Genomic DNA, 19,762 nt, shown 5'->3' with positions numbered 1-19,762 from the left:
CGGGACTGCCTGCTCGGGGTGGGCTGGGTCACATCACTATTGCGGCCATCGCCGGGTGAAACGGGAGATCAATGGGAAGCCTCGACGGGAAGATCGCCATCGTGACCGGCGCCGGCCAGGGGGTCGGACAGGGGATCGCGCTCGCACTCGCCTCGGAAGGCGCGTCCGTCGCGGTGCTCGGCCGGACCCTGCCGAAGCTGGACACGACCTGTGATCTGATCCGGGAACGCGGAGCGGAGGCCGAACCCTTCCTCTGCGACGTCAGCGACACCGAGGCCGTCCCCGCCGTCGTCGCGCAGGTGGTCGAGCGGTTCGGCGGAGTCGACATCCTCGTCAACAACGCGTACTCGGGTTCGTATGGACCGCTCCTGTCGATGGACGACGCCGCCTTCCAGAAGGGCTTCCGCAGCGGGCCGTTCGCGGCCTTCGCGTTCATGCGGGCCTGCCACCCGCACATGAAGGAGCGGGGCGGCGGCAGCATCGTCAACCTGATCACCTCCGCCACGGTCCGGTGGGATCCCACGACCTACGGCGCGTACGCGGCGGCCAAACAGGCGCTCCGCTCGCTGACCAGGACGGTGGCCGCGGAATGGGGCGGGGACGGCATCCGCGCCAACTCGATCGCCCCGCACGCGCTCTCGCCCGGACTGGCGCGATGGATGGAGGCGAACCCCGCCGAGGCGGAGGAGTTCCGCCGGACGATCCCGCTCGGCTACGTCGGCGACTGCGAGCGGGACATCGGGCGGGCCGTGGTCGCGCTGGTCGGTCCCGACCTGCGTTATCTCACCGGTGCCACCGTGCCACTCGACGGCGGACAGGCCAACTTCGGATGAGTCCCGTCGGGACGAATCCCCCGTTCACCCCCCAGGTCCCCGGCCGCCGCATGGCGGCCGGTGAAAGGAGATAGTCCGGATGAAAGGCAACACGATCGCCCGTGTGGCGGCGAGTGCCGTCGCGCTCACGGTGCTGGCCACCGGGTGTGCGAGCGAGCGCGGGGGATCGGCCGCGGTACCGGGTGCCACCGGCGACGGCGGCGCGACGGCGGCCGCGGACTCCGGCGCCAAGGAGATGTTCGGCACGCTGGAGTCGCCGTGCGGCAAGGGCGACGCCAAGGGCGCGACCGAGCAGGGCGTCACGGACACCACGATCACCATCGGCTACGGCGACGACCGGGGCTTCCCCAAGGCTCCCGGCCTCTCCAAGGAGATGGGCGACGCGGTCAGCACCATGATCAAGTGGTGTAACGCGCAGGGTGGCATCAACGGCCGGCAGATCAAGGGCAACCAGTACGACGCGGCGTACATGCAGGCCGCGACCGTGATGCAGAAGGCGTGCAAGCAGGACTTCATGCTCGTCGGCCAGGGCTTCGCCATGGACGAGTCGGCCGAGCAGTACCGCGTCGGCTGCAACCTGCCCACGGTGGCCGGCTTCACCGTCGGCCCGAACGCGGCGATGGGTCCGATGAAGTTCGAGTCGGTCCCCTACCCGGTGGACTACTTCAACGTCGCGCCCCTGCGCCTGGCGGCCAAGCAGTTCCCCGACTTCGCCGCGGGCATGGACCTGATCACCTCCACCTCCCCGGCGGTGACGGCGGGCAGCAAGAAGATCGAGTCCGCGCTGAAGAGCATCGACATCACACCGAAGAAGTGCGGCGTCCAGCTCAACGCCGAGGGTGACCCGAGCTACGTGCCGTTCGCGGAGAAGTTCAAGTCGTGCGGCGTCAAGGCGCTGTGGACGTCGAAGTCGCCCGACCCGGCGGCGTTCAGCCTCCTCGAGTCCCTGGACCGGGTGGGCGCCCACCCGACGCTGGTGTTCGAGGCGACCTGGTACAGCTCGGCCGTCGCCAAGTGGAACACGCAGGGCGTGGGCGACAACATCCACGCCGGCCTGATCTTCCAGCCGTTCGAGAACGCCGACAAGGTGCCCGCGGTCAAGAAGTACCTCGACCTGGTCAACGCCGACGGCGGCAAGGTCGCCCTGCTCGGCATGCAGGCGACCTCGGCCTTCCTGCTGTGGGCGACGGCGGCCAGGGACTGCGGCTCCGACCTCACCCGCCAGTGCATGGTCAACAAGCTCTCGCAGGTGCACGAGTGGACCGGCGGCGGCCTGCACGCCCCGACCGACCCGGGCGGCAACAAGCCGGCCACCTGCGCGCTGATGGTGAAGCTCACCGGTTCGACGTACAAGCAGGTCGCCCCGGCGAACGTCGGCGAGTTCGAGTGCGGTGAGGACAACCTGCTCAAGACCGACCCGTCCACGTGGGGCACCAAGCTCGACGAGGACCGGATGGCCACCACGTTCCTGACCCCCAACGTGATCAAGCCGCAGGTCTGATCCCTCGCTGGAGGCGGGCCGTCCCCCTGGCCCGCCTCCAGCCCGTTCCTGCCACTCTCACCTAGGGCAACCATGACCACGTTCCTGACCTTCACGATCCTCGGGCTCGTTCTGGGGTCGGTCTACGCGATCGCGGCCTCCGGCCTGGTCCTCACGTACAACACCTCGGGGATCTTCAACTTCGCCCACGGCGCGCAGGCCATGCTGGGCACGTTTCTCTACTGGCAGCTGACGTACGGCTGGGGCTGGCCCATGTGGCTGTCGCTGGTCGTGGTGGTGGGCGTCGTCGGCCCCGCGATGGGCGCGATACTCCACGCCCTGATCATGAAGGGGCTGCGGGACACCGCGGACGTGACCAAGATCGTAGTCACCGTCGCGATCCTGCTCGGGATGCTGTACCTCTCCCAGTGGATCTGGCACCCCGAAGAAGCGCGGATCATGGAGATGTTCTTCGGCTCGGGCGCGAAGATCGAGTTCGCCGGCGTGGTCATCCGGGTCCACGAGATCATCTGCCTCGTCGTGGCGGCCGCGATCGCCGTCGGCCTGCGGCTGCTCTTCACCCGCAGCCGCGTCGGCGTGGTCATGCGCGGCGCCGTCGACGACCCCGACCTGCTCCGGCTGAACGGGCACAACCCCGACCGCGTCGCCGCGCTCTCCTGGGCGATGGGCGGGGCCCTCGCCGTGCTGGCCGGCGTCCTGATCACCCCGATCGGCGGCGGCGCCCTGGAGGCGAACGCGCTCACGCTGCTGGTCATCGACGCGTTCGCGGCCGCGATGTTCGGCCGGCTGCGCAGCATCCCCCGCACCTTCGTCGGCGCGATGGTCCTCGGCATGACGGCGACGTACGTCATGGCGTACTTCCCGACCGACTGGACGTGGTCGGGGAACTTCCGGGTGTCGCTCCCGATGATCATCCTGTTCGTCGTGCTCATCGTGCTTCCCCAGGACCGGCTGCGCGGCGCCGCGATCCGCACCCGCGAGCGGTACCGCGTGCCGACCGTGCGCAAGGCGGCGGTGTGGGGCGCGGTGCTCGTGGCCGTGGTCTTCCTGCTGACGCTCCTGATGGAGGAGACGTCGGTCACCACGTTCGCCCTGGGCATGACGTTCGCGATCATCGCGCTGTCGCTCACCGTGCTGACCGGCTACGCGGGAGAGCTGAACCTCGCGCCTCTCTCGTTCGGCGCGGTCGCCACGATCGTCGCGTTCCACTTCGGCGTCTCGGGAACCGGGCTCGCGGCCCGCCTCACCCTGTGGGGCATCCTGCTCGCCGTCCTGGTCACCGCCGTCGTGGGCGGGCTGGTCGCGCTGCCGGCGCTGCGGCTGCGCGGCCTCTATCTGGCGCTCGCGACCATGGCGTTCGGCGTCTTCCTGTCCACCATGGTCTTGCGCGACACCGTCGAGCACACCCTCTTCGGCCGTACCTTCTCGATCTTCCCGAACGGCACGCTGATCGTCCCGCCGCTCAAGATCGGCCCGCTCGACCTGCGCGACCCCGAGACGTTCCTGCTCACCGCCACGGCCCTGTTCTCGCTGATCGCGGTCGGCCTTGTCGCGCTGCGCGGCAGCGGGTACGGCAGGCGGCTCGCGGCGATGAAGGACAGTCCGGCGGCGGCGGCGATGCTCGGGCAGAACCTGGTCAAGCTGAAGTTCGGCGTGTTCATGATCTCCGCGGCCATCGCCGGTCTCGGCGGGGTGCTGATGGCGAGCGCGAGCGGCTCGGTGGCGGGGGAGAACTTCGCCGTCATGGCCAGCCTCGGCCTGGTGATGCTCACCGTCGTCGGCGGCATCGGCTACATCAGCGGCGCCCTCTTCGGCGGACTGATGTCGGGCGTCGGCTTCACCATCATGGTGGGCACCTTCAACGACCTCGCCGCGGCGACTCCCGCGATGGAGACGATCTACAAGTCGCTCGGCCAGCTCGCGATGGTCGCCACCGCGCTGATCGGCATGGGGGTCGGCAAGAACCCCAGCGGCACCGTCCACGACATCATCGAGGGCTACCGGTCCCTGCGGAAGGCCAAGCCGGTGCTGATCGGCGGCGCGGTCGCCGAGGCCGTGCTGTACGTCCTGACCCTCACCGGCGTCATCGGCAACTGGTGGTTCGCGATCCTCAGCGCCTGCCTCGGAATGATGCTGCCCGTCTTCGGAAAGATGATCATGCCGGAGGCCGTGCTCTCCGAGGAGGAGCTCGCCCGCCGCAGGAGCACGCCGCTGGAACTGGCCGGGATCGACGAGCCGTACACCGAGGAGCTGCGGCGCCGGCTCGACCGCGAGCTCGGCCTGCCCCCGGGCGTCGACCGCGCCCCGCGCGTCCCGGCGCCGCGGGCGGCCGAGGAGGGAGACGTCCATGTCGTTGCTTGAGACCCGGGGCATCACCGTCAGGTTCGGCGGCAACACCGCCGTCGACGACGTGAGCATCGGCGTCGACGAGGGCCGGATCACCGGGCTGATCGGGCCGAACGGCGCCGGCAAGACCACGCTGTTCAACACGGTCACCGGGCTGCAGAAGCCCGCGTCGGGCCGGGTTCTACTCGACGGGGCCGACATCACCCGGCTGGCGCCGGCCAGGCGGGCGCACCTCGGCATGGCCCGCACCTTCCAGCGGCTGGAGCTGTTCCTGTCGCTCTCGGTGCGGGACAACGTCAGGGTCGCCGGCGACATCCTGCGGGCCAACACGCGGCACCGCGTCGACGTCGACAAGGAGACCGACCGCGTCCTCGCGCGTACGGGCCTCGGCGACATCGCCCATCTGGAGATGTCCGACGTACCGACGGGACGGGCGCGGGTCGTGGAGGTCGCCAGGGCGCTGATGACCTCGCCCCGCGTACTGCTGCTGGACGAGCCCGCCTCCGGCCAGACCGAGCAGGAGACCGAGGCGTTCGCCGGGCTGCTGGCCGGCCTCGCCGCCGAGGGGCTGGCGATCTGCCTGGTCGAGCATGACCTGCCGCTGGTGATGAAGCTCTGCTCGACCATCCACGTGCTCGACTACGGCGCCGTCATCGCGTCCGGCACGCCGAAGGAGATCCAGGAGTCGCCCGAGGTCATCGCGGCGTACATCGGCACCGAGGAGGTCACGGCGTGAGCGCGGCACGACAGACGGCGCCCCTGACCGGGGAGAACGCGGAACCGGCGCCGCTCCTTGAACTCGCGGGCGTACGCGCGGGCTACGGCCCGATCGAGGTGCTGCACGGCGTGGACCTGAAGGTGGGTCCCGGCTCCGTCGTCGCGCTCCTCGGCCCCAACGGCGGCGGCAAGTCCACCACCATGAAGGTCTGCGCGGGCCTGCTGCCACTCACCGGCGGCGAGCTCAGGTTCGCCGGCCGCCGGATGAACGGCATATCGGCGGAGGACGCCGCCCGGCTCGGAGTGTGCTCCATCCCCGAGGGCCGGGGCATCTTCCCCAACCTCACGGTGCGGGAGAACCTCTGGGTCGGCACCGGCACCGGAGCGAAGCTCTCGGCCATGGAGGAGGCGGCCTACTCCCGCTTCCCGATCCTCGGCGAGCGGCGCCACCAGCTCGCCGGCTCGATGTCGGGCGGCCAGCAGCAGATGCTGGCGCTCTCCCGCGCCCTCGGCACGGACCCGGCCGTCCTGCTGCTCGACGAGCTGTCCATGGGACTGGCGCCCATGATCGTGACGCAGATGTACGACACCGTCGCGCAGCTCGTCGCCGAGGGCCTGTCCGTCCTGGTGGCGGAGCAGTTCGCCCGTGCCGTGCTGCCCATCGCCGACACCGCCGCCCTGATGCTGCACGGGCGCGTCGTCTCGGTCGGGCGGCCCGACGAGATCGAGGACCAACTCTCAAGCAGCTATCTAGGAGGCTGAGCGATGCTGACCGAGGAACGCCGTGAGAAGTTCACGTCGGACGTGGCGGACATGAAGCTGAAGACGGACGGGTCACGCGGGGACGCGTGGACGCGCGTGCTGGGCGTGCTCCTGATGATCGCCGGCGTCGTGGGCGGGTTCATCTCGTACGTGAACTCGCTGGCCCAGGACGACCTGCGCAACGTGGGCTCGTTCCAGGTTCTGGCGACCGCGTTCGCCGCGCTCACCGTGATGGGCGCCGCGCTGTACCTCGCCGCCGCGGTGGCGCGGGTGCTGCGGCTGTGGCTGCTCCGCCAGCTCCTTGAGGGGCAGGCGCACACGGACCAGATCGCGGCCGCGATCGGGGACCGCCGTCTCTGAGGCGTCTCTGACACGTCTTTGAAGCGCCTTCGAAGCGCCTTCGAAGCGCGTCCAAGGCGCTTCGAAGGCGCGCCCGCGCCCCGTGACCCTCCCGTTCAGCGGGATTGGCCGGGGACGGGGGATCCTCCGCTCACTAACGTCAGCCGTGCTCCCGTGATGGAGTCCGGACGGAGGATCCCCCTTGACTCAGACAACGCCCAGGGCCCACGACGTGCCGGACGTGCTCGCTCCGGCGAAGCTCGGTCCGGTGACCCTGCGCAACCGCATCATCAAAGCGGCCACCTATGAAGGGCTGAGCCGCAAGAGCCTCGTCACCGACGAGCTCATCGAGTTCCACGTCCGGCACGCGGCCGGCGGAGTCGGGATGACCACGGTGGCCTACTGCGCGGTCGCCCCCGAGGGCCGGACCGACCGGCGCCAGATCCTGTGGACTCCGGAGGCGCTGCCCGGCCTGCGCAAGCTGACCGAGGCCGTGCACGCCGAGGGCGCCGCGGTCGCCGCGCAGATCGGTCACGCGGGTCCGGTGGCCAACCCCAAGTCCAACAGGCTCCCCGCGCTCGCGCCCAACCGGAACTTCCACGCCACCACCACCAGCTTCACGAAGGCCGCGACCCGGGACGACCTGACCCGCATCGTCGCCGCCCACGCCCACGCGGCGACCATGGCCATCGAGGCGGGGTTCGACGCCGTCGAGATCCACCTCGGGCACAACTACCTGGCCAGCTCGTTCCTGAGCCCCAAGGTCAACCACCGCAAGGACGAGTACGGCGGGAGCCTGGAGAACCGGGCCCGGCTGTCGCGGGACATCACCCGCGCCGTCCGCGACGCGGTCGGCGACCGCATCGCGATCACCGCGAAGCTCAACATGGACGACGGCGTGCCCGGCGGCTTCTGGCTCGACGAGGCGATCAAGGTCGCCCAGTGGATCGAGCAGGACGGCTCCCTCGACGCCCTGGAGCTCACCGCGGGCAGCTCGCTGCTCAACCCCATGTACCTGTTCAAGGGTGACGCGCCCCTGCGGGAGTTCGCGGCCGTCATGAAGCAGCCGGTGAAGCTCGGCGTCAAGATCGTCGGCAAGCACTTCCTGCGTGCCTACCCGTACAAGGACGCCTACCTGCTGGAGGACGCCCGGCAGATCCGCGCCGCGGTCAAGATGCCGCTCATCCTCCTGGGCGGAATCACCAACAAGCAGGTCATGGACCAGGCGATGAGCGAGGGCTTCGAGTTCGTCGCGATGGCCCGCGCGCTGCTGCGGGAGCCGGACCTGATCAACAGGATCAAGGCCGACGACAGCGTCACGTCCCTGTGCATCCACTGCAACAAGTGCATGACGGCGATCTACGGCGGCACCCACTGCGTGCTCACGGGTCCCCTGATCGCGCAGCCACCCGTGCCGTCCGCACGGAACGCGCAGTCCTGAGGAGAGAACCGAAACAGTGCGACACGAGACGATCGCCGACCTGCTGCTCGCCCGGGTGGGGGACGACCGCCCGGGTCTGCGGACCCGCGAGCGGACCTGGACCTGGGACGAGGTGGTACGAGAGAGCGCCGCCCGTGCCTCCCTCGCCGGGGCGCTGCGGATCGAAGGTCCGTTCCACATCGGGGTCCTGCTCGACAACGTGCCGGAGTATGTCTTCTGGCTCGGCGCTGCGGCGCTCAGCGGTGCCTCGATCGTCGGCATCAACTCCACCCGCCGTGGCGCGTACCTGGAGCAGGAGGTCAGGCACACCGATCTCCAGCTCGTCATCACCGACGCGGCCGGGCTGAAGCTGCTCGACGGCCTCGACATCGGCGTGGACCGCGATCGCTTCCTCCTCGTGGACGGCGACGAGTACGCCGGGCAGGTCGCGGCGCACGCGTGCGAGCCCGTACGCGATCCCGGGATCACGGCGGCGACGCGGATGTTGCTGCTGTTCACCTCCGGCACCACCGGCGCGTCCAAGGCCGCCATCTGCTCCCAGGGACGGCTGACCGACCTGGGCTACTCCAACTGCAAGAAGTACGGCGTCGGCAGGGACGACATCACCTACTGCTGCATGCCGCTCTTCCACGGCAACGCGGTGATGGCGCTGTGGGCGCCGTCCCTGACGGCGGGCGCGTGCGTCACCCTCGTGCCGAAGTTCTCCGCGTCCGGCTTCCTGCCCGACGTCCGCTTCTACGGCGTCACGTTCTTCACGTACGTCGGGAAGGCCATCGCGTACGTGCTGGCCACGCAGGAACGACCGGACGACGCGGACAACACGCTCACCCACGCGTTCGGGACCGAGGCGTCGCCCGAGGACCAGGCCGAGTTCCTGCGCCGCTTCGGCTGCCGGCTCATCGAGAGCTACGGGTCCAGCGAGGGATCGGGCATGATCCGGCTCGCGCCCGAGGGCCCGGCCGCCGCGCTGGGACGCCCCGCCCACGCAGGCGTCGTCGTCGTCGATCCGGAGACCAGGGAGCCGCGTCCCCGCGCGGTGCTCGACGAGCACGGCCGGGTGACCAACGCGGAGGAGGCGATCGGCGAGATCGTCAACACCGAGGGCGCGGCGAAATTCGAGGGCTACTACAAGAACGACGCCGCGAACGCGGAGCGGGTCAGGCACGGCTGGTACTGGACCGGCGACCTCGGCTACGTCGACGAGGCCGGCTACATCTACTTCGCCGGGCGTTCCGGCGACTGGATCCGGGTGGACGGGGAGAACATCTCCGCGCTCCTGAGCGAGCGGGTCCTGCGCCGCCACCCCCACATCGTCGCCGCCGCCGTGTTCGGGGTGCCGGACGCGCGATCGGGCGACCAGGTGATGGCCGCGATCGAGATTCCCGAGGGGATGGGCTTCGAGGACCTCGGCCTGCCCGCGTTCCTCGCCGAACAGGCGGACCTCGGCACCAAGGGGGCGCCCCGCTACGTCCGGGTGTCGCACGCGCTGCCCGCGACCGGGTCCAACAAGCTCCGCAAGAAGGAGATGCAGCACGACGGCTGGCGGATCGAGGACACCGGGGACACGGTGTACCGCTGGGTCGGCCGCGGCGAGCCGCACTACACCCTGATGACCGGAGAGGACAGGACCGCGCTGCGCGAGGAGTTCTACGCCAACGGCCGCCAGAGATTCCTGCCGTAGCCCCGTCACGGCCCAGCAACCACGTAGGAGAGCGGAACATGGATCTGCGCGAGACCGCCGCGCAACGACAGCTGCGCATGGAGCTGCGCGGCTACTTCGCCGGCCTCATGCCGGAGGACGAACGCCGCCGGGTCGGCGAACAGGGCGTGGGAGGCGACCGATTCCGGGAGGTGGTCAGCCGGCTCGGCGCCGACGGCTGGCTCGGGATCGGATGGCCCACCGAGTACGGCGGGCAGGGCCGGTCGATCGAGGAGCAGTACGTCTTCTTCGACGAGGTTCAGCGGGCCGGGCTGCCGTTCCCGTTCGTCACCGTCAACACGGTCGGCCCCACGCTGATGAGCAAGGGGTCGGAGGAGCAGAAGAAGCGCTTCCTGCCCGGCATCCTGTCCGGTGACATCGTCTTCGCGATCGGCTACACCGAGCCGGACGCCGGAACCGACCTGGCGTCCCTGACGACCCGCGCGGTCCGGGACGGCGACGAGTTCGTCGTCGACGGCAGCAAGATCTTCACGAGCGGCGCGAACACCGCCGACTACGTCTGGCTCGCCTGCCGTACCGACCCGGAAGCGCCCAAGCACAAGGGCATCTCGATCCTGATCGTCCCGACGGACGCGCCCGGGTTCTCCTGGAGCCCGATCCAGACCGTCGGCGGCATGGTGGTCACGGCCACGTACTACGGCGGCGTCCGGGTGCCCGCGACCGAGGTGGTCGGCGAGGTCGACGGCGGCTGGCGGCTGATCACGCACCAGCTCAACCACGAGCGGATCGGCCTCGCCGCGCTCGGCGGGCGCATGATCCAGCTCTGGGAGAACGTCCTCGCCTGGGCGAAGGAGAACGGGACCATCGAGCTGCCGTGGGTCCAGCGGGACTTCGCCCGCACCTACGCCAAGCTGGAGGCGATGCGCCTGCTGAACTGGAAGATGACCAGCGCGGTGGCGCGGGACGTCCTGTCCGGCGCCGACGCCGGAGCGGCCAAGGCGTACGGCACGGAGACCCACATCGACGTGCAGCGCACCCTCACCGGCATCCTCGGCGCGGCCGGGCGGATCCGCCCCGAGTCGCCGGGAGCCGTGCTCGCCGGGCAGATCGAGCAGCTGTCCCGCCAGGGCATCGTGAACACCTTCGGCGGCGGCGTCAACGAGATCCTCAGGGACATGGTGGCCACCCAGGGGCTCGGCCTTCCCCGGTTGGGACGCGGCGCATGAACGAGGCGTACGAGGACCGGCTGCGGGCCTTCGTCGGACGCGAGATCAACCCGCTGAGGCCCGGCCAGGACCCGGTCAACCAGCCGATGATCCGGCACTGGGTCGAGGCGATGGAGGACGACAACCCGATCTACCTGGACGAGGAGGCCGCCCGCGCCACCGGCAGGGACGGGACCGTCGCGCCCGCCTCCATGGTCCAGGCGTGGACGATGCGCGGGTACGCCGCGACCGCCGCGCCGAAGGGCGGCGGCGGCTTCGACGAGCTGGTCGCCCTGCTCGCCGAGGGTGGCTACACCTCGGTGGTGGCGACCGACTCCGAGTTCGAGTTCCACCGCGAGCTGGTGCCCGGTGACCACATCGGCATGCGGGAGGTCGTCGAGTCGATCTCCCCGGAGAAGGTCACCGGCCTGGGCACGGGACGCTTCGTGACCACCCTGAAGACGTACCACGACCAGGACGGTGAGATCGTGGCCGTCCAGCGCTGGCGCACCCTGCGGTTCCGCCCGAAGGAGAAGCCCGCGGAGAGGCGGAACGAGAAGCCGGACGAGAAGCGGGAGGTCGCGGAGAAGCCGGAACCGAGGGCGCTGCGGCCCCGCCCGGCGCTCAACAGGGACAACACGTTCTGGTTCGAGGCGGCGCGCGAGCACCGGCTGGTGATCCAGCGGTGCGCGGCGTGCGAGACGCTGCGCCACCCGCCCGGCCCCTGCTGCCCGGAGTGCGGCTCGTTCGACTGGGACACCGTCCAGGCGTCCGGCCGCGGGCACGTCTACAGCTTCGTGGTCAACCACCACCCCCGCCATCCGGCGTTCGACTTCCCGATGATCGTCGCGGTCGTGGAACTCGCCGAAGGCACCCGGCTGATCACCAACCTGGTCGGCGTCACCCCGGAGGAGGTCGAGATCGACATGCCCGTCGTCCTCGACTGGTTGGACGCCGATCCCGAGCTGTCGCTTCCGGTGTTCCGGCCGGTCGCCCAGGAAGGTCACTGATGGACTTCACCCTTGACGAAGAGCTCGAAGCGGTCCGCGACCTGGCGCGGAAGATCTTCACCGACCGCGCCACCACCGAGCGGGTGCGCGAGGTGGAGAACTCGCCGTCGCACCTCGACGAGAGCCTGTGGGCCGAGCTGGGCAAGGCGGGCCTGCTCGGCATCGCCGCGCCCGAGGAGGCCGGCGGAGCCGGGCTCGGACTCGGCGCGCTGTGCGTCCTGCTGGAGGAGCAGGGCCGTGCCGTGGCCCCGGTCCCGCTGTGGGCGAACGCCGTCGGCGCCCTCACGATCGCCGCGTACGGCACCGCCGAGCAGCGCGCGAGCCTGCTGCCCGGCGCCGTGGACGGATCGTCGCGGCTCACCGTCGCGCTGGAGGAGTTCGGGCCGCACGCGCCCGGCGACCCCAGGTGCGCGGCCAGGCGGGACGGCGGGCAGGACGGCGGCGGCTGGCGGCTGACCGGCGTCAAGGCGGTCGTCCCGGCGCCCTTCGGCGCCGCCCACGTCCTGGTCGCCGCCCGGACCGAGACCGGCACCGGCCTGTTCCTGGTCGCCGCCGACGCGGACGGCGTCACCTGGGAGCGCGCGGAGACCACGACCCACGAGCTCAGCGGAAACCTGACCCTCGACGACGCGCCCGCGCGGGCGGTCGGCACGCCGGGTTCCGGCGTCCTCGAGTGGGCCGTCGACCACGCCTCGGTCGCGCTGGCCGCCGTACAGCTGGGCGTCGCCCGGGGCGCGCTGCGGCTCGCCGCCGGCTACCTCAGCGAGCGCAGGCAGTTCGGCCGACCTCTGGCCACGTTCCAGGCGGTGCAGCACCAGCTCGCCGACTGCTACATCGACATCGAGGCCATGGGGGTCGCCCTCTGGCAGGCCGTCACCACGATCGAGGGGGGCGAGCCCGCCGCGGCCGCCGTCCTGGTCGCCAAGTGGTGGGCGGGCGAGGCCGGGCTGAACGTCGTCCACCGCGTCCAGCACGTCCACGGCGGCATCGGCGTCGACATCGACTATCCGGTGCACCGCTACTTCCTCTGGGGCAAGCAGATCTCGGGCACCCTGGGCGGTGCCAGCGCGGACCTCGCCCGCCTCGGCGCGGTGCTGGCCGCCGGGCCGGTGGTGTCATGACCGCGTCCACGGGAAAGCCCACCGGGCGGGCGGCGAGCCGGACGTACGACGAGGTCGCGGTGGGCGACGAGCTCCCCGAGCTGTCGATCCCGCTGACCAGGACCATGATCGTCGCGACCGCCATCGCCAGCCGCGACTACCAGGACGTGCACCACGACCCCGAGCTGGCGGTCGGGCGCGGTTCCGCGGACGTCTTCATGAACATCCTGACCAGCAACGGCCTGGTCGACCGGTTCGTCACCCGCTGGGCCGGCCCCGCCGCGGTCGTCACCGCGATCAGGATCCGGCTCGGCGCGCCCAACTACCCCGGCGACACCATGGTGCTGACCGGCAGCGTCACCGCGAAGGACGACGCGGGCGACCGGGTCGAGGTCTCCGTGCGCGGCGTGAACGCGCTCGGTCCCCACGTGACGGGCACCGTCGTCGTACGGCTCCCGAAGGGAGAGAACGCGTGAACGGCGCAAGCCCCCTTTCCGGTGCCGCGGCGATCGCGGGCATCGGCGCCACCGAGTTCTCCAAGGCCTCCGGGCGCAGCGAGCTACGGCTCGCCTGCGAGGCGGTGCTCGCCGCCGTCGCCGACGCCGGGCTGAAGCCGTCCGACGTGGACGGCCTCGTCACGTTCACCGCGGACACCAACGCCGAGATCCACGTCGCGCGCAACACCGGCATCGGGGAGCTGAGGTTCTTCTCCCGCGTCGGCTACGGCGGCGGCGCGGCCTGCGGCACGCTCCAGCAGGCCGCGATGGCCGTCGCCACGGGCGTCGCCGACGTGGTCGTCTGCTACCGCGCCTTCAACGAGCGGTCCGGAGAGCGGTACGGCCTCGGCCAGGCGGACCGGGCGATGGACACCAGCGCCGACCGCGCCGCGTACTCGTGGATGACGCCGTTCGGCCTCTCCACGCCGGCGCAGTGGGTCGCGATGTTCGCCCGCCGCTACATGCACGAGTACGGCGCGACCAGCGAGGACTTCGGGCGGGTCGCGGTGGTGGACCGCAGGCACGCCGCGAACAACCCGGCGGCGTGGTTCTACCAGCGGCCGATCACCCTGGAGGAGCACCAGGCGTCGCGCTGGATCGCCGAACCTCTGCACCTGCTGGACTGCTGCCAGGAGACCGACGGCGGCCAGGCGCTGGTCGTGGTCTCGGCCGAACGCGCCCGCGACCTGCCGCACGCGCCCGCGATCATCCGGGCCGCCGCGCAGGGCTCGGGCAAGGACCAGCACATGATGACCAGCTACTACCGGCCCTCCGTCTCCGGCATCCCGGAGATGGGCCTGGTCGGCGATCAGCTCTACGCGCAGAGCGGCCTGCGTCCCGATGACATCGACGCGGCCATCCTGTACGACCATTTCACGCCACTGGTGCTCCCGCAGCTGGAGGAGCTGGGCTTCTGCGCCCGGGGAGAGGCCAAGGACTTCATCGCCGACGGGCACCTCGAGGTCGGAGGGCGGCTGCCGTGCAACACCCACGGCGGCCAGCTCGGCGAGGCGTACCTGCACGGCATGAACGGTGTCGCGGAGGCGGTACGGCTGGTCCGCGGCACGTCGGTGAACCAGCCGTCGTCAGAGACGCACAACGTGATCGTCACCGCTGGTACGGGCGTGCCCACCAGCGGTCTGGTTTTGGGAGTGGACGAATGAGCACGGGAACGGCTGACGTGAGGGAACAGAACGCGGGCGCCTGGGCCGGCCACAGCCTGGGCGAGCGCACGGTCGCCTACGACGAGCGGGATGTGATCCTCTACGCGCTCGCCGTCGGCGCGGCCGCGACCGACCTTGACCTGGTGTTCGAGGAGCGCCTCCGGGTGTTGCCGACGTTCGCGCTGACGCAGGCGCAGTGGGCTCCTGACGCCCTCGGCTCGCTGGGCGCGTTCGACATCACGACGGCGGTGCACGGCTCCCAGCGGCTGCTGGTACGCGAGCCGCTCCCGGTGTCCGGCGAGCTGACGATGACGGCGCGGGTCGCGGACGTGTGGGACAAGGGCAGCGCGGCGGTCTTCGACGTCGAGGTGGAGAGCGCGTACTTCCTCGCCACCTGGTCGCTGTTCGCGCCCGGCCGCGGCGGGTTCGGCGGGGACCGCGGCGCCTCACGGCCGAAGCCGCGCGAGACGCCGGCCGACCACGAGCTGGAGGTCCGCACCGCGTCCAACCAGGCGGCGCTGTACCGCCTGCTGGGCGACCGGCACCACATGCACATCGACCCGGAGGCGGCGAAGGCGGCGGGCATGCCCCGGCCGTTCATGCACGGCCTGTGCACGCTGGCCGCGGTGACCCTGCCGCTGGCGGCGGCCGCGGGCGCGCATCCCGCGGATCTGGTCGAGCTGGAGGGGCGGTTCGCCTCCCCCGTCTTCCCCGGCGACCGGTTGGACGCGCGCGGCTGGACGGGCGGGGAGGCGGAGGAGGACGGGACGACCGTGCACTTCGAGGTGACCGCCGACGGCAGGACGGCGCTTTCAGGTGGCCGGGCCCGGTTCCGCGTCACGGCGTAGCGGTCGTTCCGCGTCACGGCGTAGCCGTCCGCTTCACATCACGGCGTAGCCGTCCATGTCAGATCACGGCGTAGCCGTCCGGGTCGCGAGATAGCGGGCGGGGAACTCGCCCCCGCCGTGCACGGCGATGTCCGCGCCCGTGACATAGGACGCGAGGTCGCTGGCCAGGTAGAGGCAGGTGTCCGCCACGTCGGCGGGCACCGCCATCCGGCCCATCGGGATCACCGCCGCGACCGCGGCGCCCTCGTCCGGGCCGTACACATGGGCGGCCGCCTCGGTCCGGATCAGCCCGGTGGTGATGTGGTTCACCCGCACCTTGGGCGACCATTCGAGCGCCAGCGCGCGGGTCAGCACGAGCAGTCCCGCCTTGGCGGCGGAGTAGGCGGCGGTGCCGGGCTGCGGGTCGTGCGCCGACACGCTGCCGATGTTGATGATGGAGCCACCGGACTCCTGCGCACGCATGACCTTGTTGGCCGGCTGCGCCACGTAGAACGGCGCGAGCAGGTTCAGGTCCACGATCCGCTCCACGAAACGGGGCGAGACCGTGGCCGCGTCCGCGTCCGGGGACCCTCCGGCGTTGTTCACCAGCACGTCGAGCCGCCCGAGGCCGCCGACCACGCTGTCCACCAGACCGGCGGCGGCCGCGGGGTCCCGGATGTCCGCCGAGAAGAACCGCGCCGTCCTGCCGCCCGCGCGAGGCAGGACGTCGGGCTCGTTACGCCCGCACACGGCGACATCGGCGCCCGCGGCCAGGAACCTCTCCGCGATCACGAATCCGATGCCCTTGGTGCCCCCGGTCACCAGTACGGCACGGCCGCTCAGGTCCACCGTCGCGTTCATCGCGTTCCTCTCGTCGACGTCAATCCGATCCCCCGGAGGGTACGGCCGGGTCCGTCGCGGTGGGGGTCTTGTACCGCCCACCGGGACGGCCCTGGCCGGGGGCGGATCCGGGCGACACGATGGTCATCGCGGCATGTCATCACCGGGACACGACAGATCCCCACCGAGGCAGGGAGCTCATGATCGAGAACGACACGTTGACGATTCCGGCTGTCCTGGAGCGCGCGGTACGCGAGTTCCCGGACGTCGAGGCCGTCGTGGACGGCCCGGTCCGGGTGACGTACGCGGAACTGGGGGAGCGGGTCCGTGAGGCGGCGAAGGCGTTCGTCGCGCTTGGAGTCGGGCGCGGTGACCGGATCGTGATCTGGGCGCCGAACAGCCTGCGCTGGATGGTGACCGCCCTGGGCGCGCTCGCGGCGGGCGCCGCCGTGGTTCCGGTCAACACCCGGTACAAGGGCGAGGAGGCGCGGTGGCTGATCCGGCGGAGCCGGGCCCGGATGCTCTTCGTCGAGGACGGCTTCCTCGGCAACGGCTATCTGGCCATGCTGGGGGCCTCCGCCGAAGGCGCCGCCGGACTGCCCGACCTGCCCGACCTGGACACCGTGGTCACCTACGACGCCGAGCCGCGAACCGGCGCGACCTCCTGGGCGGACTTCGTCGCCGGGGCGGCATCCGTCACGGACGAGGGGGCGGCGGCGCGGGCGGCGTCGGTGTCGCCGGACGACGTGGCGGACATCCTGTTCACCTCGGGCACGACGGGCAGGTCCAAGGGCGCCATGTGCACGCATGAGCAGAACGTCCGCACCTACCGGTCCTGGTGCGGCCGGACGGGCGTCGGCCACGGCGACCGCTACCTCATCGTGAACCCGTTCTTCCACTCCTTCGGCTACAAGGCGGGCCTGTTCGCCTGCCTGCTGCAAGGTGCCACGATGGTGCTCCAGCCCGTGTTCGAGGTCGCCGAGACGATGCGGCTGATCGAGTCCGAGCGGATCACCGTCCTGCCCGGGGCGCCGACCATCTACGTGTCGATGCTGGACGCGCCGGAGAGGGAGCGGTTCGATCTGTCCTCGCTCCGGCTCGCCGTGACCGGCGCGTCGGTGGTGCCGGTCACGCTGGTCCGGCGGATGCGGGCCGAGCTGTTCCCCCAGGTCGTCACCGCGTACGGGCTGACCGAGTCGTGCGGCACGGTCACCTCCTGCTCGCTCGACGACGACGACGAGACCGTGGCGAACACGGCCGGGCGGGTCATCGACGGCGTCGAGGTCGAGGTGGTCGACGGCGGCGGTCGCCCGGTCGCGGCGGGGGAGGACGGCGAGGTCCTCGTCCGGGGCTACAACGTGATGCTCGGCTACCTCGACGACGACGAGGCGACGGCCGGCGCGATCAGGGACGGCTGGCTCGTGACCGGCGACCGCGGCCGGCTCGACGAGCACGGCAACCTGACCATCACGGGGCGCTCCAAGGACATGTTCGTGGTCGGCGGGTTCAACGTGTACCCGGCCGAGATCGAGCAGGTGCTCGCCCGCCACGAGGGCGTCGCCGAGGTGGCCGTCATCGGCGTTCCCGACCAGCGGATGGGCGAGGTCGGGCGGGCCTACGTGGTGGCGCGCCCCGGGGCCGATCTCAAGCCGGACGCGCTCGTGGAGTACTGCCGGGGCCTTCTGGCGAACTTCAAGGTGCCCCGCGAGGTCGTCATCGTGGAGGACCTGCCGAAGAACGCGTCAGGCAAGGTGCAGAAGACGGAGTTGTCCCGCGTCTGACCTTGGCGCCGCGAGGGCGGGGTGGCGGTCGCGCTCGTCGGGGTCAGCGTGAAGACGCCGCACCACTGGGACACGGTCGGCCCGGTGCGCCCGCGCGGGCGCACCTGGGCAGGGCACCAGTGCGACATGGGAGTGACCGTGCTCAGGTGGGCGGGTGAGGCCGGGCCGCGTCGACGAGGCGGGTACCGGGCGCGAACACAACGCCGACCTCGCCGCGGCGAAACGCGCCGGTGTCACACCCGGCCGTTCCGCCGGAGCACGTTGGCGGGCAACAGCCAGGGCCGCTGGTAAACGCGGCCCTGAACCCCCGAATATCGCACTAATTAGTCTCTTTTGGGATTATATCTCCCATAAACGGAAAAAAGCTGTCCTAGTGTGACGATGTCATGGCCCCTGTACGCGTATGGCAGAGATGCTCCATCAGAACCCGCCTGACGGTGATGACGACCGCCGTCATGGCGCTGATCTGCACTGTCATCGCGGCACTCATCCTGGTGAACGTACGGGACAATGTCCGGGAATACTATTCGAAGGACCTTGTCGCCAAGGCCGTGCAGATCAGTCAGGAGGTACGCCAGAAGGGCACGGTCTCCCACCTCCCCAAGGATCCGGACATCGGGATCCAGGTGTTCAATCCCTCCGGCGCCCTCGTCGCGGCGACACCGAACGTGGCGAACGCGCCACCGATGACGATGCTGATCTATCGCGCCGACAACATCGCGACCAGTGACATCTGCACCCTGCGGGCCTTCCCGGGCGAGTGTAAGATCGGCGTCTATTTCCCCTTCCAGGTGTCCGACGGGCTCTGGCGGCTCCATATGGTCGTCTCCGACGTTCCCTGGTACATCAGCCCCCGTTTCCTGGGCCTGCTCATCGGGGGCTGGCTCCTGCTGGTCGGGGTCACCACCCTGGTCGCCTACCGGGCCGTGAGCAGCACGCTCGCACCGGTGGACGCGATGACGTCCAAGCTGGCCGAGATCACCGGTGGCGACCTGAGCCAGCGGGTGCCGGTGCCCTGGTTCCACGACGAGCTGCGCCGGCTCGCGGAACGGGCGAACCAGACATTGGGCCGGGCGGAGCGCGCGGTGGAGCAGCAGCGCCGTTTCGCCTCCGATACGTCCCATGATCTGCGCACCCCCTTGACCGCCATGCACACCGAGCTCGATGAGGCGCTTCTCCACCCGGAGGAGACCGACTGGCCACGCACCGCGCGTACGGTGCTGGACAGCCTGGAGCGGCTGCAGGTCATGGTCGCCAGCCTTCTGGACATCGCGCGCCTGGACGCGGGTGCATCCGAACGACGCGAACCCGTCGACCTGGCCGAGCTGGTGAAGTCCGAGCTGGTACGGCGGGCGCGCAAGGTCACGGTGACCGAGCGGCTCACCCCCGGCGTGGTGGTCGACGGTGACCCGCTGCACCTGTCCCGGCTCGTGGGCAACCTTCTCGACAACGCGGAGCGCCACGCCGAGCACAACGTGACGGTCGAGGTCACCCGCGAAGACGGATCAGCGGTGCTCGGAGTGGTGGACGACGGCGACGGCATCGCGCCCGATCAACGGGAGATCGTCTTCCAGCGTTTCGCCCGGCTGGACGCCTCACGGAGAAAGGACGCCGGGGGCACCGGCCTCGGCCTGCCGATCGCCCGGCAGATCGCGGAGAGCCACGGCGGCACGCTCACGATCGGCGACTCCCCGCGCGGTGCCAGGTTCGTGCTCCGCCTGCCGTTGCGCTCCTGAAGCG

Annotated in this window: 17 protein-coding genes; 16 read left to right on the top strand and 1 reads right to left on the bottom strand. The window is 70.7% G+C overall.

Features of this window, described 5'->3' with window-relative positions; genetic code table 11:
• Positions 1-71 precede the first annotated feature (71 nt).
• The 14 genes from IMZ11_RS32540 to IMZ11_RS32475 all read left to right on the top strand — a co-directional run bounded on the left by IMZ11_RS32540 (position 72) and on the right by IMZ11_RS32475 (position 15,422).
• A complete protein-coding gene (locus tag IMZ11_RS32540) occupies positions 72-833 on the top strand; it encodes an SDR family NAD(P)-dependent oxidoreductase (RefSeq protein ID WP_228646239.1) in 762 nt (253 codons plus the stop codon).
• 79 nt (positions 834-912) lie between these two features.
• On the top strand, positions 913-2,334 hold the full coding sequence (locus IMZ11_RS32535) for an ABC transporter substrate-binding protein (protein WP_228646238.1): 1,422 nt from the start codon (positions 913-915) through the stop codon (positions 2,332-2,334).
• A gap of 72 nt (positions 2,335-2,406) precedes the next feature.
• Entirely contained in the window at positions 2,407-4,695 is a 2,289-nt protein-coding gene (locus tag IMZ11_RS32530; protein WP_228646237.1) for an ABC transporter permease, read from the top strand.
• Positions 4,682-5,416, top strand: a complete 735-nt coding sequence (locus tag IMZ11_RS32525; RefSeq protein WP_228646236.1) for an ABC transporter ATP-binding protein — start codon at positions 4,682-4,684, stop codon at positions 5,414-5,416. The genes IMZ11_RS32530 and IMZ11_RS32525 overlap by 14 nt, the downstream gene beginning before the upstream one ends.
• The gene (locus IMZ11_RS32520; RefSeq protein ID WP_228646235.1) at positions 5,413-6,159 is read left to right on the top strand and encodes an ABC transporter ATP-binding protein; all 747 of its coding nucleotides are present in this window, start codon (positions 5,413-5,415) and stop codon (positions 6,157-6,159) included. The genes IMZ11_RS32525 and IMZ11_RS32520 overlap by 4 nt, the downstream gene beginning before the upstream one ends.
• A 3-nt stretch (positions 6,160-6,162) precedes the next feature.
• Positions 6,163-6,519 carry a hypothetical protein gene (locus tag IMZ11_RS32515; RefSeq protein WP_061259964.1) on the top strand — a complete coding sequence of 119 codons (357 nt, stop codon included), beginning with the start codon at positions 6,163-6,165 and terminating at the stop codon, positions 6,517-6,519.
• A 181-nt stretch (positions 6,520-6,700) separates the two neighbouring features.
• Positions 6,701-7,939 carry an NADH:flavin oxidoreductase gene (locus IMZ11_RS32510; RefSeq protein WP_228646234.1) on the top strand — a complete coding sequence of 413 codons (1,239 nt, stop codon included), beginning with the start codon at positions 6,701-6,703 and terminating at the stop codon, positions 7,937-7,939.
• Positions 7,940-7,955: 16 nt separating this feature from the next.
• The gene (locus IMZ11_RS32505; protein ID WP_228646233.1) at positions 7,956-9,620 is read left to right on the top strand and encodes an AMP-binding protein; all 1,665 of its coding nucleotides are present in this window, start codon (positions 7,956-7,958) and stop codon (positions 9,618-9,620) included.
• A gap of 38 nt (positions 9,621-9,658) precedes the next feature.
• Positions 9,659-10,825 (top strand): acyl-CoA dehydrogenase family protein, encoded by a 1,167-nt coding sequence (locus IMZ11_RS32500; protein WP_228646232.1) that lies wholly within the window; start codon positions 9,659-9,661, stop codon positions 10,823-10,825.
• Positions 10,822-11,814, top strand: a complete 993-nt coding sequence (locus IMZ11_RS32495; RefSeq protein WP_228646231.1) for a bifunctional MaoC family dehydratase N-terminal/OB-fold nucleic acid binding domain-containing protein — start codon at positions 10,822-10,824, stop codon at positions 11,812-11,814. The genes IMZ11_RS32500 and IMZ11_RS32495 overlap by 4 nt, the downstream gene beginning before the upstream one ends.
• Entirely contained in the window at positions 11,814-12,935 is a 1,122-nt protein-coding gene (locus tag IMZ11_RS32490) for an acyl-CoA dehydrogenase family protein (RefSeq protein WP_228646230.1), read from the top strand. Before IMZ11_RS32495 ends, IMZ11_RS32490 begins: the two co-directional genes overlap by 1 nt.
• A complete protein-coding gene (locus tag IMZ11_RS32485; protein ID WP_228646229.1) occupies positions 12,932-13,390 on the top strand; it encodes a MaoC family dehydratase in 459 nt (152 codons plus the stop codon). Before IMZ11_RS32490 ends, IMZ11_RS32485 begins: the two co-directional genes overlap by 4 nt.
• Positions 13,387-14,574 carry a lipid-transfer protein gene (locus IMZ11_RS32480; protein ID WP_228646228.1) on the top strand — a complete coding sequence of 396 codons (1,188 nt, stop codon included), beginning with the start codon at positions 13,387-13,389 and terminating at the stop codon, positions 14,572-14,574. Before IMZ11_RS32485 ends, IMZ11_RS32480 begins: the two co-directional genes overlap by 4 nt.
• Entirely contained in the window at positions 14,571-15,422 is an 852-nt protein-coding gene (locus IMZ11_RS32475) for a MaoC/PaaZ C-terminal domain-containing protein (RefSeq protein WP_228646227.1), read from the top strand. Before IMZ11_RS32480 ends, IMZ11_RS32475 begins: the two co-directional genes overlap by 4 nt.
• A 63-nt stretch (positions 15,423-15,485) precedes the next feature.
• On the opposite strand, the gene IMZ11_RS32470 is transcribed toward IMZ11_RS32475, so the two are convergent.
• Positions 15,486-16,262 (bottom strand): SDR family oxidoreductase, encoded by a 777-nt coding sequence (locus IMZ11_RS32470; protein ID WP_228646226.1) that lies wholly within the window; start codon positions 16,260-16,262, stop codon positions 15,486-15,488.
• Positions 16,263-16,441: 179 nt separating this feature from the next.
• On the opposite strand from IMZ11_RS32470, the gene IMZ11_RS32465 reads away from it, so the two are divergent.
• Positions 16,442-18,022, top strand: a complete 1,581-nt coding sequence (locus tag IMZ11_RS32465) for a FadD3 family acyl-CoA ligase (protein WP_228646225.1) — start codon at positions 16,442-16,444, stop codon at positions 18,020-18,022.
• Between the two features lie 386 nt (positions 18,023-18,408).
• Entirely contained in the window at positions 18,409-19,758 is a 1,350-nt protein-coding gene (locus IMZ11_RS32460) for a sensor histidine kinase (RefSeq protein WP_374463068.1), read from the top strand.
• Positions 19,759-19,762 lie beyond the last annotated feature (4 nt).

The organism is Microtetraspora sp. AC03309, assembly GCF_020826795.1.
In the GTDB taxonomy this organism is placed as follows: Bacteria; Actinomycetota; Actinomycetes; order Streptosporangiales; family Streptosporangiaceae; genus Microtetraspora; species Microtetraspora glauca.
The sequence above is the reverse complement of the archived record's forward strand: the minus strand, read 5'-3'. Positions and strand labels throughout refer to the sequence as shown.

Bases quoted from the DNA above. Each gene is read 5' to 3' on its own strand.
- IMZ11_RS32490 (WP_228646230.1), top strand. From the start codon at position 11,814: ATGGACTTCACCCTTGACGAAGAGCTCGAAGCGGTCCGCGACCTGGCG.
- IMZ11_RS32525 (WP_228646236.1), top strand. From the start codon at position 4,682: ATGTCGTTGCTTGAGACCCGGGGCATCACCGTCAGGTTCGGCGGCAAC.
- IMZ11_RS32540 (WP_228646239.1), top strand. From the start codon at position 72: ATGGGAAGCCTCGACGGGAAGATCGCCATCGTGACCGGCGCCGGCCAG.
- IMZ11_RS32475 (WP_228646227.1), top strand. From the start codon at position 14,571: ATGAGCACGGGAACGGCTGACGTGAGGGAACAGAACGCGGGCGCCTGG.
- IMZ11_RS32470 (WP_228646226.1), bottom strand. From the start codon at position 16,262: ATGAACGCGACGGTGGACCTGAGCGGCCGTGCCGTACTGGTGACCGGG.
- IMZ11_RS32485 (WP_228646229.1), top strand. From the start codon at position 12,932: ATGACCGCGTCCACGGGAAAGCCCACCGGGCGGGCGGCGAGCCGGACG.
- IMZ11_RS32460 (WP_374463068.1), top strand. From the start codon at position 18,409: ATGGCCCCTGTACGCGTATGGCAGAGATGCTCCATCAGAACCCGCCTG.
- IMZ11_RS32515 (WP_061259964.1), top strand. From the start codon at position 6,163: ATGCTGACCGAGGAACGCCGTGAGAAGTTCACGTCGGACGTGGCGGAC.
- IMZ11_RS32530 (WP_228646237.1), top strand. From the start codon at position 2,407: ATGACCACGTTCCTGACCTTCACGATCCTCGGGCTCGTTCTGGGGTCG.
- IMZ11_RS32465 (WP_228646225.1), top strand. From the start codon at position 16,442: ATGATCGAGAACGACACGTTGACGATTCCGGCTGTCCTGGAGCGCGCG.
- IMZ11_RS32535 (WP_228646238.1), top strand. From the start codon at position 913: ATGAAAGGCAACACGATCGCCCGTGTGGCGGCGAGTGCCGTCGCGCTC.
- IMZ11_RS32500 (WP_228646232.1), top strand. From the start codon at position 9,659: ATGGATCTGCGCGAGACCGCCGCGCAACGACAGCTGCGCATGGAGCTG.
- IMZ11_RS32495 (WP_228646231.1), top strand. From the start codon at position 10,822: ATGAACGAGGCGTACGAGGACCGGCTGCGGGCCTTCGTCGGACGCGAG.